15 protein-coding genes are annotated in these 16667 nt (G+C 71.9%); 2 read left to right on the top strand and 13 right to left on the bottom strand.

Annotated elements, in window-relative coordinates; all coding sequences use genetic code 11:
• Window positions 1–10 precede the first annotated feature (10 nt).
• From JNW98_RS02620 to JNW98_RS02595, 6 genes are all read right to left on the bottom strand, one after another.
• Window positions 11–499, bottom strand: coding sequence for a DUF3180 domain-containing protein (locus tag JNW98_RS02620; protein WP_223766388.1), 489 nt, complete (start codon window positions 497–499; stop codon window positions 11–13).
• Between the two features lie 82 nt (window positions 500–581).
• Window positions 582–1175: a 2-amino-4-hydroxy-6-hydroxymethyldihydropteridine diphosphokinase gene (folK, locus tag JNW98_RS02615; RefSeq protein WP_223766387.1), complete on the bottom strand. Its 594-nt coding sequence runs from the start codon at window positions 1173–1175 to the stop codon at window positions 582–584.
• Window positions 1172–1531: a dihydroneopterin aldolase gene (folB, locus tag JNW98_RS02610; protein ID WP_372459146.1), complete on the bottom strand. Its 360-nt coding sequence runs from the start codon at window positions 1529–1531 to the stop codon at window positions 1172–1174. The genes folK and folB overlap by 4 nt, the downstream gene beginning before the upstream one ends.
• Window positions 1532–1896: 365 nt before the next feature.
• Complete coding sequence (locus JNW98_RS02605; protein WP_223766385.1) at window positions 1897–2406, bottom strand: nuclear transport factor 2 family protein; 510 nt, start codon at window positions 2404–2406, stop codon at window positions 1897–1899.
• Entirely contained in the window at window positions 2403–3290 is an 888-nt protein-coding gene (folP, locus tag JNW98_RS02600; protein ID WP_223766384.1) for a dihydropteroate synthase, read from the bottom strand. The genes JNW98_RS02605 and folP overlap by 4 nt, the downstream gene beginning before the upstream one ends.
• 108 nt (window positions 3291–3398) lie before the next feature.
• On the bottom strand, window positions 3399–5249 hold the full coding sequence (locus JNW98_RS02595; protein WP_372459144.1) for a phosphatidylglycerol lysyltransferase domain-containing protein: 1851 nt from the start codon (window positions 5247–5249) through the stop codon (window positions 3399–3401).
• 170 nt (window positions 5250–5419) lie between these two features.
• Here JNW98_RS02595 and JNW98_RS02590 point away from each other — a divergent pair, with 170 nt between their 5' ends.
• Window positions 5420–6532 (top strand): alpha/beta hydrolase, encoded by a 1113-nt coding sequence (locus tag JNW98_RS02590; protein ID WP_223766382.1) that lies wholly within the window; start codon window positions 5420–5422, stop codon window positions 6530–6532.
• A gap of 90 nt (window positions 6533–6622) precedes the next feature.
• Here JNW98_RS02590 and folE read toward each other — a convergent pair whose 3' ends face one another.
• The 6 genes from folE to dacB all read right to left on the bottom strand — a co-directional run bounded on the left by folE (window position 6623) and on the right by dacB (window position 14301).
• On the bottom strand, window positions 6623–7231 hold the full coding sequence (gene folE, locus JNW98_RS02585) for a GTP cyclohydrolase I FolE (RefSeq protein ID WP_004940397.1): 609 nt from the start codon (window positions 7229–7231) through the stop codon (window positions 6623–6625).
• Between the two features lie 150 nt (window positions 7232–7381).
• A complete protein-coding gene (ftsH, locus tag JNW98_RS02580) occupies window positions 7382–9394 on the bottom strand; it encodes an ATP-dependent zinc metalloprotease FtsH (protein ID WP_223766381.1) in 2013 nt (670 codons plus the stop codon).
• A gap of 289 nt (window positions 9395–9683) precedes the next feature.
• Entirely contained in the window at window positions 9684–10223 is a 540-nt protein-coding gene (gene hpt, locus JNW98_RS02575) for a hypoxanthine phosphoribosyltransferase (RefSeq protein ID WP_004940393.1), read from the bottom strand.
• Between the two features lie 118 nt (window positions 10224–10341).
• Window positions 10342–11370 (bottom strand): tRNA lysidine(34) synthetase TilS, encoded by a 1029-nt coding sequence (gene tilS, locus JNW98_RS02570; RefSeq protein WP_223766380.1) that lies wholly within the window; start codon window positions 11368–11370, stop codon window positions 10342–10344.
• 194 nt (window positions 11371–11564) lie between these two features.
• Complete coding sequence (locus JNW98_RS02565; RefSeq protein WP_223766379.1) at window positions 11565–12692, bottom strand: Rv3626c family coenzyme F420 biosynthesis-associated protein; 1128 nt, start codon at window positions 12690–12692, stop codon at window positions 11565–11567.
• Between the two features lie 166 nt (window positions 12693–12858).
• Complete coding sequence (gene dacB / locus JNW98_RS02560) at window positions 12859–14301, bottom strand: D-alanyl-D-alanine carboxypeptidase/D-alanyl-D-alanine endopeptidase (RefSeq protein ID WP_223766378.1); 1443 nt, start codon at window positions 14299–14301, stop codon at window positions 12859–12861.
• Window positions 14302–14387: 86 nt separating this feature from the next.
• Between dacB and JNW98_RS02555 the strand changes: the two genes are divergently transcribed.
• The gene (locus JNW98_RS02555; protein WP_004940362.1) at window positions 14388–14885 is read left to right on the top strand and encodes an inorganic diphosphatase; all 498 of its coding nucleotides are present in this window, start codon (window positions 14388–14390) and stop codon (window positions 14883–14885) included.
• A 109-nt stretch (window positions 14886–14994) separates the two neighbouring features.
• On the opposite strand, the gene JNW98_RS02550 is transcribed toward JNW98_RS02555, so the two are convergent.
• A complete protein-coding gene (locus JNW98_RS02550) occupies window positions 14995–16653 on the bottom strand; it encodes a threonine/serine exporter family protein (protein ID WP_372459143.1) in 1659 nt (552 codons plus the stop codon).
• Window positions 16654–16667: the final 14 nt, after the last annotated feature.

Raw genomic sequence — 16667 nt, 5'->3', positions numbered from 1 at the left:
GCGGGGGAGCCTACGCGGGCTTCCCCTCCCCCGGCCCCTCGTCGTCGTCCTCCGGGAGCTTGCAGACCCGCTCCATGAAGAACGCCGCGGCCACCACACAAGCCCCGGCCAGCACCGAGGCCCCGGCGTAGATCGTCTGCTCCCGGCGGGCGTCGGTCTCCATGCCGTCCAGCAGCAGGAACACCCCCACCCCGCCGTACGCGCCGGACACCAGCGCCGCGACCAGGGCGCTGGCCTGGCCGAACACCACGGCCCGGGCCGCCAGCAGCGGGTCGACGCCCTTGGCGCCGGGGCGCCGCTCGCGCTGCGCGCGCAGCCGGCCGCGGAGCGAGAGGGCCGTCGAGAAGAGGACGACGGCGATCACGGCCAGCACGATCGGCGCCGCGACCGGCACGCTCGGCAGCGTGTCGAAGGCGTCCCAGAGCCGGGCACCGGCCCAGGACAGCACCCCGGCCGCGGCGAACAGGCCGAGCAGCATCCCGATCCGAAGTTGCTTCACCGAGCCGTCAGCCCCTCGTCGTCTTCATCGCCATCGATCCGTCCCTCCGAGCGCGGCGCCCGTGCCGCCACTGAACCAACGGCTACTCGGGCAGCCGGAGTTCCAGGTCCACCCGCGGCCGGACGCCCTCGCGGGCGAGCCCGGACAGCAGGTCGGCGACCGGCCCGCGTCCCGGAACAACAGCCTCCGGGTCCACGTCGTACCACGGAACCAGCACGAAGGCACGCTCGTGGGCGCGCGGATGCGGCAGCGTCAGCAGCGGGTCGTCGGAGATCACGTCCTGATAAGTGACGATGTCCACGTCGATGGTCCGCGGCCCCCAGCGCTCGTCGCGCACGCGCTCGAACGCCTCCTCGATGGCATGTCCGCGCTCCAGCAGCGAGGCCGGCGGGAGCGTGGTCTTCACCAGCACCACCGCGTTGAAGTAGGCCGGCTGGGAGCCGGGCTCGACGCCCCAGGGCTCCGTCTCGTAGACCGGGGAGACCGCCTTCACCCGCAGGCCGGGCGTGTCCTCCAGGGCGTCGATCGCGCCCTGGAGCGTCTCCAGGCGGTTGCCCAGGTTGCTGCCGAGCGACAGCACGGCCCACTGCGGGTTGCTCAGGGTCACGTCGGCGGCGTCCACCTGCTCCACCACGGAGGCGGGCACCGGCTGCACGGTCGGGTCGCTGCTGCTCATACTCGGCTCCGGGTGATCGTTACGGTCACGTCGTCGAAGGGCACGGTGATCGGGGCGTCCGGCTTGTGCACGACCACCTCGACCTCCCGTACCGGCTCGTGCTTCAGGCACTGCTCGGCGATCCGCTCGGCGAGGGTCTCGATGAGGTCGACCGGCTCGCCCTGGACGATGCCGACCACCTCCTCGGCCACGATGCCGTAGTGGACGGTCTTCGTGAGGTCGTCGTCGGCCGCGGCGGGCCGGGTGTCCAGGCTCAGCACGAGATCCACGACGAAGGTCTGGCCTTCCTCGCGTTCTCGGGGGAAGACCCCATGGTGCCCGCGAGCCTTCAAGCCGCGCAGCGCGACACGATCCACACGAATCACTCCTGCTGGTCGTCGGTGACGGGTACCTCCCGTGCCCTCGCGGCCACGGGGGAGGGACTCCCGGCGGCGGCCGGAGCGTCACCCGTCCCCGGCCTTCGACCGGGATACCCAACGTCGAATCTACCTGCGAGCACCGACAGCGTCCGGCCGCGGGTGTCCCGGCCCGGGAACGGCTGTGATGCTGGTCACCGGCGTCCGCCGCGTTCCCCGGCCGGCGTATGAGCACCCATACCCGCCGGGGAAGCAGCTCGAACGAGTGGTCACGAATCCATCACACTGACGCGCGGCGATGACGTGCGGGCCGGTCCGCACCCCCGGGAAGGACGCTTGGGAAGGACGCTTGGGAAGGGCGCCCGTCAGCCCAGCGGTCCGACCGGCCCGGAGCCGCCGTCCAGGTCCTCAGGACCCTCCTCGCGCTCCGCGTACTCCTCGTCGTCCCGGCCCGCCAGCACCGGCGAACCGTGGTGCGACCACACCTTCCACTCCGACCCCACCCGGCGGAACGCGTTGGTCGCCACGACCAGCTGGCCCACCAGCGGCCCGAGCTCGCCCTCGGATTCCGCGGGCGCTCCGCTGAGGATGTTCTCCGTGCAGGTCACCAGGGCGGTGTCACCGGCCACCGACACCTCGACGTCGGTCAGGAAGAACTGGATGTAGTCGGTGCTCGCCATGATCAGCGCGTAGGAGCGCAGCACCTCGCCCCGGCCGCGCAGCACCGGCCAGCCCGGGTGCACGCACGACACCTCGGTACCGGGGTCGTCCAGCCACATCCGGTGCATGGCCTCGGTGTCGCCGCGCTCCACCGCCTCGTACAGGGCCGTGTTGGCGAGCTCGACCCGCTCGGCGTCCGTGCGCGCCGAGCTCACACCGCCCCCTCGGGGGCTCCGGTGCGCGCGGCGTCCACGGCGCTCACCACGCGCACGGCGTCCGCGCTCGCGCCCACCTCGTGCACCCGCACCGCCCACGCGCCCTCGCGCGCCGCCAGCACCGAGACCGCGGCCGTCGCCGCGTCCCGTTCGCGGGCCGGCGGCAGAACGCCGTCGGGACCCGCCAGCACCCGGCCGAGGAAGCGCTTGCGGGACGCCGCGACCAGCAGCGGCAGCCCCAGCTCGGCCCGCAGCCGGTCCAGCCGGGCGAGCAGGGCCAGGTCGTGCCCGGCGTTCTTGGCGAAGCCCAGGCCGGGGTCGATCACCAGCCGCTCCGGCTCGACACCGCCCGCCACCACCGCGTCCACCCGCCGCCGCAGCTCGTCGACCACCTCGCCGACCACGTCGTCGTAGACCGCCCGGCTGTTCATGTCCTCACTGAAACCGCGCCAGTGCATGACCACGAACGGCACCCGGGCCTGCGCCGCCATCGGGACCATCGCCGGGTCGGCGAGCCCGCCGCTCACATCGTTGACCAGCCCGGCGCCGGCCTCCAGGGCCGCCTCCGCGACCGAGGCCCGCATCGTGTCGACCGAGACCACGACGCCCTCGCCGGCCAGCTCGCGGACGACCGGGACCACCCGGCGCCGCTCCTCGGCCTCGTCCACCCGCAGCGCCCCCGGCCGGGTGGACTCGCCGCCCACGTCCACCAGGTCCGCGCCGCCGGCGACGAGGTCCAGGCCCCGCTTGACCGCCTCGGCCGTGTCGAACCAGCGGCCGCCGTCGGAGAACGAGTCGGGCGTCACGTTGACCACGCCCATCACCGCACAGCGGTCCCACCGCGGCAGACCGACGGGCCCGATACGAGCGTGCAAGGTACTCATGCCCACCAGCGTAGGCCGTGGGCCCCGAGCGGCGGCGACCGGCCGACACGGCGAGAGCCCTCCCCGGAAGCGGTTCCGGGAAGGGCTCTGGGCCGGGACGGGCGGGGCTCACGCGGCGCGCGTGACCTCCGCCTGCTCCACCGTCGCGTCGTCGTCGAAGCTCGGCTTGGGCGGCGCCGGGCGGCGGCGCAGCAGCCGCGGCAGCTCCAGGAAGCCCTCCGCCTGCATCATCGCGAAGCCGATGCGCGGCAGGTCGCGGCTGTTCGGGAAGACGATGAAGCGCGGCTCCCAGCGCGGCCGGAACTTCTCGTTGAACTTGTACAGCGACTCGATCTGGAACCAGCGCGACAGGAAGATCAGGACCCCGCGCTGGATCCGGACCACCGGTCCGGCGCCCAGCTTGCTCCCGCGCTCCAGGGCCGAGCGGAAGAACGCGAAGTTCAGCGACAGGCGCTTGATCTTCAGGTCGGGCGCCGCCTGGAGGAAGGCGACGATCAGCAGCTCGTTCATGCCCGGGTCGGCGCCGCGGTCGCGGCGCATCAGCTCCAGCGAGCTGCCGTCCTTGCCCCACGGCACGTAGTGCTGCATGGCCCGCAGGTCGCCGAAGGGGGCGTTCTCGCCCTCCTCGACGTCCTTGTGCGCGGTGGCGATGATGGCGTCCAGGTCCTTCGGGTCGCCGATCCGGCCCAGCGCCATGGAGAAGCCGCGCTCCTCCTCGGTGTCGCGCCAGGCGTTGGCGGCCTGCTGGACGACCGCGAGCTCCTCGGGGCTCAGGTCGCCGACGCGGCGGACCTTGGTGCTGTAGCCGTTGCGCTCGATGCGCTTGACCATCTGGCGGACGTTGCGCATGGCCCGGCCGCTGAGGCTGAAGTCGGCGACCTCGACGATGGCCTCGTCGCCCATCTCCAGGGCGTCCAGACCGGTCTCCCGGGTCCAGACCTCGCCGCCGGTCTCGCTGCACCCGTTGACGGCCGGGGTCCAGGAGTGCCGCTTGGCCAGCTCCATGAACTTCTCGATGGCGCCCGGCCAGGCCTCGACGTCGCCGATCGGGTCACCACTGGCGAGGATGACGCCGGAGACCACGCGGTAGGAGACGGCGGCCTTGCCGGACGGGGAGAAGACGACGCTCTTGTCGCGGCGCAGCGCGAAGTGGCCCAGCGAGTCGCGGTCGCCGTGCTTGGCGAGCAGCTCGCGCAGCCGGTCCTCGTCCTCCTCGGTGAGGACGGCGGCCGGGTACTGCGGCCGGAAGGCCAGGAACGCGGTGGTGGCGACGGTCAGCAGACCGAGGGCGCCGAGGGAGTAGCCGACGACGTAGTCGACGCCGCCGGTGTAGCGGATCGATCCCTCGAAGCCGAACAGACCCCACAGGACGTGCTCGATCTGCTCCAGCACCGGCGGGTCGCCGACCATCTGGTCCGGGTGCGAGCCGACGATCACCCAGCCGAGGGCGAAGCTGGCGCCGCCCATCAGGATGAAGTTGGCCAGCGCCTTCCAGCGGCTGCGCGGGTCGGGCAGCGCGGTGAACGCGTTCCGGTGCCGCACCAGGTAGGCGAAGAGCAGCAGCGAGAAGACCGCGCCCGGGATGGAGTGCCGGTAGATCAGGTGCGCGGCGGCGCCCACCGGCAGCACCACGACGGCGGCCCACCAGGCGCGCGACTTCGCGCGCTTGAGGCCGTGGGCGAGCATCAGCAGCAGGATGCCGACGACGATCGACGCGGCGGCGGCCAGCTGCGTGACGGCTCCGGGGAGCACCTCGGCCAGCGTATGGATCTTGCTGAAGCGGAAGCGCGGGATGACGCCGGCGGCGATGTCCATCAGACCGATGACCGCCGCGACCGTGCCTACGACGGCCGGAACACGCTCCGGCCGAGGCCCCTTGGCCATGCGGGCAAGCACCGACAGCCACTTCGGACCCGAAGGAACCCCATCGGACTTTTTGCCATCTTCCCTGACAGACATCTCTTCCCGTCGTCCATGTCGAGTGGGCATACGGCATCTGGCCGTACCGCTCCGGACAATGTGCGCCCTGTAGGACGACGGTTCAGGGGCGGAGGTTCCGCCGGCGGCGGGCCCGGATAGAAGTAACCATTCCGCGACCCGGCGCCGGGTCGCTCGGCAGAAAGCACCTCATGGGTCTCACCAGCAAGACAGTTCTGCTGTTGGCCGCAGTGCTGGCGGTTGTGCTCTTCGCGCTGACCGTCTGGCTCTGGCCGCGGCTCGGCAAGCGGAACGTGGGCTCCATCCTGGGCCGCGTCGGCATGCTGTTCGTCACCCAGCTGTCCCTGTTCGCCGCCATCGGCCTGTACGCGAACTACTCGTTCGGCTTCTACGCCTCGTGGGCCGACCTCTTCGGCCAGGAGCAGGACCAGGGCGTCGTCGTCGACCACAGCGCGGGCGCGCACCGCGTCCAGGTGGTGGGCACCCAGCAGGTGAACGTGCCCCGGGCCTCGGTGCCGCGGGTGGCCGGCCGGATCGAGAAGGTCAACATCCAGGGGCCCGAGTCCCGGATCGCCAGCCCGGCCTACGTGTACCTGCCGCCGGAGTACTTCCAGCCCGCTTTCGCCAAGCGCACCTTTCCGGCCTCCGTCGTGCTGACCGGCTACCCGGGCACCGCCGAGGCGCTGATCAAGGGCCTGCACTACCCGCAGACGGCGCACAAGCTGGCCAAGGACAAGAAGATGCAGCCCACCATCCTGGTGATGATGCGGCCGACCGTCGCCCCGCCCCGGGACACGGAGTGCATGGACATACCCGACGGCCCCAAGACCGAGACCTTCTTCACCAAGGACCTGCGCAAGGCGCTCTCGCAGCAGTACCGGATCGGCACCAAGGCCGCCAACTGGGGCATGATCGGCGACTCGACCGGCGGCTACTGCGCGCTCAAGCTCGCGATGCGCCACCCGGAGGCGTACGGCGCCGCCGCCTCGCTGTCCGGCTACTACAAGGCCCCGCAGGACCCCACGACCGGTTCCCTCTTCGGCGGCAGCAAGCAGCTGGAGCAGGAGAACAACCTGATCTGGCGGCTGAAGCACAAGCCGCTGCCCAAGATCTCGATGCTGGTCACCAGCAGCAAGCAGGGCGAGCACAACTACAAGGACACGATGAAGTTCATCGACCTCGCCGCCAAGCACCCCACCCGGGTCTCCTCGATGATCCTGGAGAGCGGCGGTCACAACTTCAACACCTGGCGCCGCGAGATCCCCGGCACCCTCCAGTGGATGGGCAGCCGCCTCAGCGCGTGACGCGCGTCGACTTCCTCGGGCCGCCCGCAGCGCAGCGGGCGGCCTTCGTGTTTCCCGGCTTGTCTTCTGCGCCCGGCCCGTCGACCGGGCTCAGCGCGCCGACATGATGAGGCTCATCGCCTCCGCGCGGGACGCCGGGTCCCGCAGCTGCCCCCGCACCGCGGACGTGATCGTCTTGGCGCCGGGCTTCCGGATGCCGCGCATCGACATGCACATGTGCTCGCACTCGATCACCACGACGACGCCCCGCGCCTCCAGGATCTCCACCAGGGAGTCCGCGATCTGCGTGGTGAGCCGCTCCTGCACCTGCGGACGGCGCGCGTAGACGTCCACCAGCCGGGCCAGCTTCGACAGGCCGGTGATCTTCCCGCTGGTCGCGGGGATGTAGCCGATGTGGGCGACGCCGTGGAACGGGACGAGGTGGTGCTCGCAGGTGCTGTAGACCTCGATGTCCCTGACCAGCACCATCTCGTCGTGGCCCAGGTCGAAGGTGGTGGTCAGCACGTCGGCCGGCTCCTGCCGCAGGCCGGCGAATATCTCCTTGTAGGCGCGCGCGACACGGGCCGGGGTCTCCCGCAGGCCCTCGCGGTCCGGGTCCTCCCCGACGGCGATCAGCAGTTCGCGGACGGCCTGCTCGGCCCGCTTCTCGTCGAACGGCCCGATGGCTCGCTCGCCGTCCAGGGTCACCGGATCGATCATGTTGCCTCGTTCTCTCGTGCGTACGCGCCATGCGGCGGCCCCCGTTCGCCCGGCCGTTCACCCGGCCGGAGGAGCGCGCGAATGCGCGATGCCGCGCCCCCAGGCTAAAACCTGGGAGACGCGGCATCCATTCCGGCCCTGGGGCTCGGCTCACTCCGGGCGGATGTCCTCCGGCAGCTCCACCGAGTCGACGCCGGTGGCACCGGCGGCGCCGTTGCTGCTCGGGGCGAGCTCCTTGGGGGAGAGCACCGGCGGGCGGCTGGACGGCGTGCGCCGCGAGGAACCGGTCCACGCCGGGCGGGCCGGGCGCTTCACGATGTGCTTGAAGATCTCGGCGATCTCCTCCTTGTTCAGCGTCTCCTTCTCCAGGAGCGCCAGAACGAGGTTGTCGAGGACGTCGCGGTTCTCGACCAGGATCTCCCACGCCTCGTTGTGCGCGGTCTCGATGAGCTTCTTGACCTCTTCGTCGACCAGCGCGGCGACCTCTTCCGAGTAGTCGCGCTGGTGCGCCATCTCACGGCCCAGGAACGGCTCGGAGTTGTCGGAGCCGAACTTGATCGCGCCGAGCCGCTCGGTCATGCCGTACTGGGTGACCATCGCGCGGGCCGTGGCGGTGGCCTTCTCGATGTCGTTCGCGGCACCCGTGGTCGGGTCGTGGAAGACGAGCTCCTCGGCCGCGCGGCCGCCCAGCATGTAGGCCAGCTGGTCGAGCATCTCGTTGCGCGTGGTCGAGTACTTGTCCTCGTCCGGCAGGACCATGGTGTAGCCGAGCGCGCGGCCCCGGGACAGGATCGTGATCTTGTGGACCGGGTCGGAGTTGGGCGAAGCCGCCGCGACCAGGGCGTGTCCGCCCTCGTGGTACGCGGTGATCTTCTTCTCCTTGTCGCTCATGATCCGGGTCCGCTTCTGCGGGCCGGCCACGACGCGGTCGATCGCCTCGTCCAGCATGTGGTTGTCGATCAGCTTCTTGTCGCTGCGGGCCGTCAGCAGGGCGGCCTCGTTCAGGACGTTGGAGAGATCGGCACCGGTGAAGCCGGGGGTACGGCGGGCGACGGCCGCGAGGTCGACGTCCGGGGCGACCGGCTTGCCCTTCTGGTGGACCTTGAGGATCTCCAGACGGCCCTGCATGTCGGGGCGGTCGACGGCGATCTGCCGGTCGAAACGGCCCGGGCGCAGCAGCGCCGGGTCGAGGATGTCGGGCCGGTTGGTGGCCGCGATCAGGATGACGCCGCCCTTGACGTCGAAGCCGTCCATCTCGACGAGCAGCTGGTTGAGCGTCTGCTCGCGCTCGTCGTGACCGCCGCCGAGGCCCGCGCCGCGGTGCCGGCCGACGGCGTCGATCTCGTCGACGAAGACGATGGCCGGGGCGTTGGCCTTGGCCTGCTCGAACAGGTCGCGGACCCGGGAGGCGCCGACACCGACGAACATCTCGACGAAGTCCGAGCCGGAGATCGAGTAGAACGGGACGCCCGCCTCGCCCGCGACGGCACGCGCGAGCAGCGTCTTGCCGGTACCGGGCGGGCCGTAGAGCAGCACGCCCTTGGGGATCTTGGCGCCGACGGCCTGGAACTTTGCGGGCTCCTGCAGGAACTCCTTGATCTCGTGGAGCTCCTCGACGGCCTCGTCGGACCCGGCCACGTCGGCGAAGGTCGTCTTCGGGGTGTCCTTGGTGATCAGCTTGGCCTTGGACTTCCCGAAGTTCATCACCCGGGAGCCGCCGCCCTGCATCTGATTCATCAGGAACAGGAAGACGACGACGATGAGGACGAAGGGCAGCAGGGACAGCAGCACCCCGATGAAGGGGTTCTGCTTGGACGTCGCCACGTTGTAGCCCTCGGGCAGGACGTCCTTGTCCTTCTGGTCGACGGCCTTCTGGAGCATCGCGGACAGCTGGACGCCCTGGTCGCCGATGTAGTTCGCCTGGACCTTGCCGCTGCCCTTGATCTTCTGGCCGCTCTTGAGCTCGACCTTGATCTTGTTTTCGTCGCCCGTGGTCAGCTCGGCCGATTTCACCCTGTTGTCACGGATGGCCGCGACGACCTGACTGGTGTCCACCGACTTGTAGCCGCCGGACGAGCCGACGACCTGCATCAACACGACCACGGCGAGGACGGCCAGCACGATCCACATGACCGGCCCACGGAAGTAGCGCTTCACGTCCATCCATACGGGGCGCGAGCGCCCCGTCCCTCCTGCCACAGTGAGGCACGGTGCCCCTCGATCGGGGTGCCTGTGCGTACGGTGTTCTGCTCGACCTTGCAGTGCTTGCTAAAGAATGCTTGAAAAGACTGACCTTCGGACGGTACCCCAGCATTGTCACCCGACGCCGCCGCAGACGGTCAACAAATCCGTCTTCCCCTCCTCCAACGGCGGAAAACCGTGAGGGGTTCCCGGTGGCCCGGCAATCGCCGGGCCCTTCGGGGGCAATACCGTCCTCCCAGGTCGGGGAGGGTCAGCCGCCGTAGACGTGCGGCGCGAGGGTGCCCACGAAGGGCAGGTTGCGGTACTTCTCCGCGAAGTCGAGACCGTAACCGACGACGAACTCGTTCGGGATGTCGAAGCCGACCCACTTCACGTCGATGGCGACCTTGGCCGCCTCCGGCTTGCGCAGCAGGGTGACGACGTTCAGGGACGCCGGCTCGCGGGAGCCGAGGTTCGACAGCAGCCACGACAGGGTCAGGCCGGAGTCGATGATGTCCTCGACGATCAGGACGTGCTTGCCCTTGATGTCGGTGTCGAGGTCCTTGAGGATGCGGACCACGCCGGAGGACTGGGTGCCCGCGCCGTAGGAGGACACGGCCATCCAGTCCATGGTGACGGGGTTGGACAGCGCGCGCGCCAGGTCCGCCATCACCATCACGGCGCCCTTGAGGACACCGACGATGAGCAGGTCCTTGCCCGCGTACTCCGCGTCGATCTTCGCGGCCAGCTCGGCCAGCTTCGCGTCGATCTCTTCCTTGGTGATGAGCACCGACTTGAGGTCGGTGCCCATGTCCTTCTCGTCCACCCGCGCCACTCTCGTTCGATTGGGGCTCATCCGGCCGTCCGGGCGCCTGCCGCCCGGCCAGGGTCCGGCCGGGCCTGCCCGCGGTCACTCACGGTCGTTCGATTCAGCCCTGCCGAAGGACCAGTCTGCCACCATGCCGGCGAACCGCGACGCGCCCGGGGAGGTTGATGGCCCGCTGACCGCGCCAGCCGGTGATCAGCCGGTCGACCTCCTCGATGTGCCGGGCGAAGAGGGAACCGGCCGGGGAACCGGCCTCGATGGCCGCCCGGCGCAGCACCCGGCGGCGGACGGCGGGGGGCAGCGCGTAGAGCTTGGCGACCTCCAGGGCGCCCGTGTCGTCCCGGACGGACGGCTCCACGGCGACGGCCCAGGAGTCGAGGGCGTCCGCGTCGTCCCGGGAGAGCTGGGCGGTCCGGGCCAGGGCCTCGACGACGCCCTTGCCGAGCGCCTTCTCCAGGACCGGCAGGGCCTCGTGGCGGACCCGGGAGCGGGTGTAGGCCGGGTCGACGTTGTGCGGGTCGTCCCAGACCGGCAGCGACTGCACCAGGCACGCCTTGCGGGCGGTCTGCCGGTCCAACTCCAGGAACGGCCTGCGGTAGCGGCCCCCGACCCCGGAGGCCACGGCCATCCCGGACAGCGAGCGGGTGCCGGAGCCGCGGGCGAGGCCCAGGAGCACGGTCTCGGCCTGGTCGTCCCGGGTGTGGCCGAGGAGCACGGCCGCGGCGCCGTGGCGTTCGGCGGCCTCGTCCAGGGCGGCGTAGCGGGCGTCACGGGCGGCGGCCTCCGGGCCGCCCTCCCGGCCGACGGTCACGGGGAGCGCCTCGACGGGGTCGAGGCCGAGGGCGAGGAGGCGGCTCACCACCTCGGCGGCGCGGAGGTCGGAGCCCTCCTGGAGGCCGTGGTCGACGGTGACGCCGCCGGCGCGGAGGCCGAGCCGGGGGGCCTCGAAGGCGAGGGCGGAGGCGAGCGCCATGGAGTCGGCGCCGCCGGAGCAGGCGGCCAGGACGAGCGGGGGCCTGGAACCGCCGGAGGCGCTCGCGGTTGCGGTTTCGGACGGAGCGAGGGTGAGGACGTCGTGGAGAACGCGGCGGACCGCCAGGCGTATCGCCGCGACCGCGGGGTGTGGACCCATGTCCGAGTGTCCAATCGTTCCAACGAGGAGCTGACGGGAAGGGGTTGTGGGGACGTGCGGGCTGCGCCGTCACGCTGTGTGCGTAGATGGTGACAGAGACGAGCCTTTACCCGAGCATCGCACGCCCACCCCTGGCACACGGTCCCTCGGACGGGTGATTACGGGAGCGTTCGTCCGTCAGGGGCGTGACGCCGTCACCCGTCGGCGCGGCTGTGCACCCGCGCGACCCAGTCCGTGGGTTTGGCGATCTCGGCCTTGGTCGGCAGGGTGTTCGGCGAGGTCCAGACCTTGTTGAAGCCCTCCATGCCGACCTGGTCCACCACCGCCCGGACGAACCGCTCGCCATCACGGTACTGCCGCAGTTTGGCGTCCAGTCCCAGCAGCTTGCGCAGCGCCTGGTCCAGCCGGCCCGCGCCACTGGCCCGCCGCTGCTGGAACTTCTCGCGGATCTCGGTGACGGACGGCACGACCCGCGGGCCCACCCCGTCCATGACGTAGTCCGCGTGCCCCTCCAGCAGGGACATCACCGCCGTCAGCCGCCCCAGCACCTCCCGCTGGGCCGGAGTCTGCACCAACTCGACGATGCTGCGCGCGCCCCGCTCCTCCGCGTCCTCCGGCGGGCGCCCGCCGGCCAGCGCCTGGAGCGCCTCGCGGAGCCGCTCCAGCAGGGTGGCGGGATCGATGTCGGTCTCGGCGAGGAACGCCTGGACCTCGCCCTCGATGTGGTCGCGCAGCCACGGCACGCCCGTGAACTGGGTGCGGTGCGTCTCCTCGTGCAGGCACACCCACAGCCGGAAGTCGTGCGGGTCGACCTCCAGTTCGCGCTCCACGTGCACGATGTTCGGCGCCACCAGCAGCAGCCGGCCGCCGCCCGCCCCGCCCGGCAGCTCCCGGGTGGCCGGCGCGAACGTCTCGTACTGGCCCAGCACCCGCGAGGCCAGGAACGACAGCAGCATGCCCAGCTCCACGCCGGTGACCTTGCCGCCGACCGCGCCCAGCACGGCGCCGCCCGGCAGGCCGCCCCGCCGCTTCTCCATCTTCTCCAGCAGCGGCCCGAGCACCGCCCGGAACCCGGCGACGTTCGCCCGGATCCAGCCCGCCCGGTCCACCACCAGCACCGGGGTGTCCGCTCCCGCGCCCGCCGGTGTCATCCCGGTGAACTCCCGGACGTGCTCCTCCGACGCCTTGGCGTGCCGCCGCAACTCCGCGACCACCGCGCGGGCCTCGTCCCGGCTCACCTCCGGCCCCGGCCGCACGAGCCGCGTCGCGGTCGCCACCGCGAGCTTCCAGTCGACCATCTCCGCACCACCGATGCTCGTCATGGGTTCACGGTACGTGGTGCGGCGCGGTTGCGGAGGGGGGCGGAGGGTGCCCCGGACGGGCTGGGTCAGCCCGTCCGGCGTTTGAGGACGACCGCGCGGAGCGCGGTTTCGGGGGTGCGGGGGCTTGTCCCCGCAAGAAACGGTGAAAGGGTGGGGCCGGGGCACCTCACCTGGCGGCGGCCACCGCCGCCGCCAACGCGTCCAGTGCCCGCGGAGCCTCCTCCGGATCCGACGTCGCGTCCGCCAGGAAAGCGAACGCCAGCAACCGTCCGCTCCCCGTAACCGCCGTCCCGGCCAGCGCGTTCACCCCGGAGAGAGTGCCGGTCTTGGCCCGCACCACCCCCCGGCCACCGGCCACGCGCCCCTGAAGCGTCCCGTTGAACCCCGCCACCGGCAACCCGGTAAGCACCGAACGCAGCTCAGGAGACCCCCGATCGCCGGCGCGGGCCAAGAGCCGGGCCAGGAGATCGGCGGACACCCGGTCCGCCCGGTCGAGGCCGCTCCCGTCGGCGAAGTGCGCACCGGCCGTCGGCAGGCCGAGCCGCGCCAGCCGCGCGGCCACCGCCCGCCCCGCCCCCTCGAAGCTCGCCGGCTGCCCGTCGGCGAGGGCGGTCTGCCGGGCCAGCGCCTCGGCGATGTCGTTGTCGCTGTGGGTCAGGGCCCGCTCGACGAGGTCGGAGAGCGGGGCGGAGGAGACGGCGGCCAGCCGCCGGGCGCCGGCGGGCGAGCGCCCCTCGGCGGGCTCGCCCTCGACGCGTACGCCCCGCTCCCCCAGCAGGGCGGCGAACTTCCGTGCGGCGTCCCCGGCGGGGTCGGCCGTACGGTCCGCAGGGCCGTGGTCGCTGTCGTCCAGCCGGCCCTCGTCCACCATGAGGGCGCTGACCGGCGCGAGGTTCTCGTTGGGGCCGATCGGGTGCGGTACGGGCCCGGAGTAGCGGGAGACGTCGTACCGGAGCGCCGTGTGGCCGGTACCGAGGGCCTTGAGGGCACGGGCCGTCGCGTCGGCCAGGGCCGGCAGGCCGGCGGCCTCCCGGCCGGGAGCGGCGGGGCGGGCGGTGAGGGTGGGGTCGCCGCCGCCGACGAGCACGATCCCGTCGGACGCGAGCGTCACCGCGGTCTCGATGCGGTGATCCGCGCCGAGCGCCGAGAGGGCCGCGAGGGAAGTGGCGAGTTTGACGGTGGAGGCGGGAGTGACCGCCGCTGCCTCGTTCGCCCCGACCAGCCGCTCGCCGGTGGCCACGTCGACGACGGACGCCGAGACGCGGGGGCCCAGCGCCTCGTCGGCGAGCAGCGGTTCCAGCGCGGCGGCGAGGCTGGCCGCGCCCGCCGCGGCGGGACCCGTGGACAGCCCGGACACCCCGGCGAGTACGGGCCCGGCCCGGGAGGACCCGTAGGGGACGCCCCGGACGGAAGCCGCCCGGTCGGCGGCTGCGGCGCGGACCCGTTCGGCCGTACGCTGTCCGCCGTCCCAGGGCCCGGCGACCGCCACCGCCCCGGCCGCGGCCAGCAGTCCCACCGCCGTGGAGACCGCGGTGAACCGCCCGGTACCGGACCGCGGAGGCAGGGCGGCGGGCCACCACCGGGCCTGCCGACGGACGCTCCCGGGCATGACGGACCAGCCCCTTTCGCCACCACACACCTGCGTAGGGGACACTTAACCACCAGACGTATGTGTTGATCATGAAGGAGCCACTCGTGGAGTTCGACGTCACCATCGAGATTCCGAAGGGTTCGCGGAACAAGTACGAGGTGGACCACGAGACCGGTCGCATCCGTCTGGACCGCCGTCTCTTCACCTCCACCAGCTACCCCGCCGACTACGGCTTCGTCGAGAACACCCTCGGCGAGGACGGCGACCCGCTGGACGCCCTTGTCATCCTGGACGAGCCCACCTTCCCGGGCTGCCTCATCACCTGCCGCGCCATCGGCATGTTCCGCATGACGGACGAGGCGGGCGGCGACGACAAGCTGCTCTGCGTCCCGGCCAACGACCCGCGCGTCGAGCACCTGCGCGACATCCACCACGTGTCGGAGTTCGACCGCCTGGAGATCCAGCACTTCTTCGAGGTCTACAAGGACCTGGAGCCGGGCAAGTCGGTCGAGGGCGCCGAGTGGGTCGGCCGCGCGGAGGCCGAGGCCGAGATCGAGGCGTCCTACAAGCGCCTGGAGGCCGCGGGCGGCTCCCACCACTGATCCGTGATGATCTGACGCGCCGAACGGAACGCGCGGCTCCTGAGGGCCCCTGAGGGGCTCCTCGGCGGCCGCGCGTCCGCGTTCCGGCCCCGTTCCGCTTTTCCGGCGGTCAGAAGCCGCGCGTCCGCTTCGCCGCGCGCCGGGACGCCGCGGCGCCCGGCACCACGAGGAACATCCGGGCCACCTCGGACCCCAGGTTCACCCCGATGGCGATGGCCAGGGCCAGCGCGGCCGCCTTGGTGAGGCTGGCCATGCCGGTGTCGAGCTTGTTCTGGGCGAAGTTCAGCAGCGCGAAGTACACCGCGCTACCGGGCAGCAGCGGCCCGATCGCCGCCGTGACGTACGGCAGCGCCGACGTGTACTGGTAGCGCGAGAGCAGCTGCCCGAAGAGGCCCACCAGCCCGGCGGCGATGGCCGTGGCGGGCACCGGGTCGAGGCCGCCGGTGTCGGCGAGCGCCCCGTAGACCACCCAGGCGACGCCGCCGTTGAGCGTCGCGTACAGCACGGTGTGACGTTCCTGCTGGAGCAGCACGGCGAACGAGAAGGCCAGCAGCATCGCCGCGATGATCTGCACGACGGGCCGTTCCTGGCGCTGGAGCGCCGCCTCCGGGTCGAGCGTGGTACCGCCGACCCGCACGCCGCCGTAGAGCACCATCATCACGCCGCAGACGATGCCGACGATCAGGTAGCCCACTTCCAGCAGCCGCGCCGAGGCGGTGATGTAGAAGCCGGTCAGGCCGTCCTGGACGCCCGCGACCAGCGCCCGTCCGGGGATCAGCGCGAACAGCCCGCCGGTGATCACGGCGGAGGCCTGCACGTGGACGTAGTCGGTGGCGGTGCTGAGCGCCACGCCCATCGCCGCCGGCGGCATCGCGGCCACCACGAACTGGTAGAACTCCGGCAGTCCGCGCCCCGAGGCGAGCCACGCCAGCCGGTCGCCCAGCATGGCTCCGACCGCCGCCGCCAGGAACACCACGACCCCGCCGCCGACCAGCATGGACGCCGCGCCGGCGAGCAGCCCGGCGGACAGGGTCAGGCCCCAGCCGGGGTACGGGTGTCGGTTGCGGCGGATCTCGGCGAGGCCGCGGTACGCCTCCTCCAGGGTGAGCCCCTGGGACGTGATCTCGTGGACGAGCCGGAAGACGGCCGAGAGACGGGTGTAGTCCGTGCCACGCCTGCGTACGGTGCGACTGGCGGTGACGGGATCGTCCACGAGGGACGGCTGGTAGCTGACGGACAGCAGGGTGAAGGTCGCGTTGGGCTCGCACCGGTGCAGCCCGTAGGCGTGCGCGACGCCGTACATCGCCGCCTCGACGTCCTCGGCGCCCTCGCCACCCGCGAGCAGCAGCTCGCCGATGCGCAGGGTCAGGTCGAGCACGCGGGGGACGGCGGGCCCGGTCTCCTCCTCCTTGACCGCGCGCTCCGGCAGCGGCCGCTCGCCGACCGGCATCCGGACCATGGTCCGCATCCGGTCCTGCCAGGGCGCGTCCTTGGTGAGGCTGACGAGGGGGGTGCCGAGCGGCGGGGTGATCTCCGGGTACGAGAGGGAGGCGGGCCGGCTGAAGGCCGAACCCTCCGGACGCCGGTCCTCCGGTTCGGCCACGCCTTCGGGGACGGCGAACTCCGAGGTCGGGTGCTCGTCCTCCGGCGGCGTCGGCAGCGGCACGCCGAGGGGCGGGGTGAACGCGCTGCGCGCCTCGTCGCTCTGCGGTTTGCGGTCCTCGCCGGGATCCGGTGGGCCGCCGCCCCGCTGCTGATCAGCCACCACGCGCTCCTCCACGC

This window comes from Streptomyces huiliensis, from assembly GCF_020037025.1.
Classification (GTDB): domain Bacteria; phylum Actinomycetota; class Actinomycetes; order Streptomycetales; family Streptomycetaceae; genus Streptomyces; species Streptomyces huiliensis.
The sequence above is the reverse complement of the archived record's forward strand: the minus strand, read 5'-3'. Positions and strand labels throughout refer to the sequence as shown.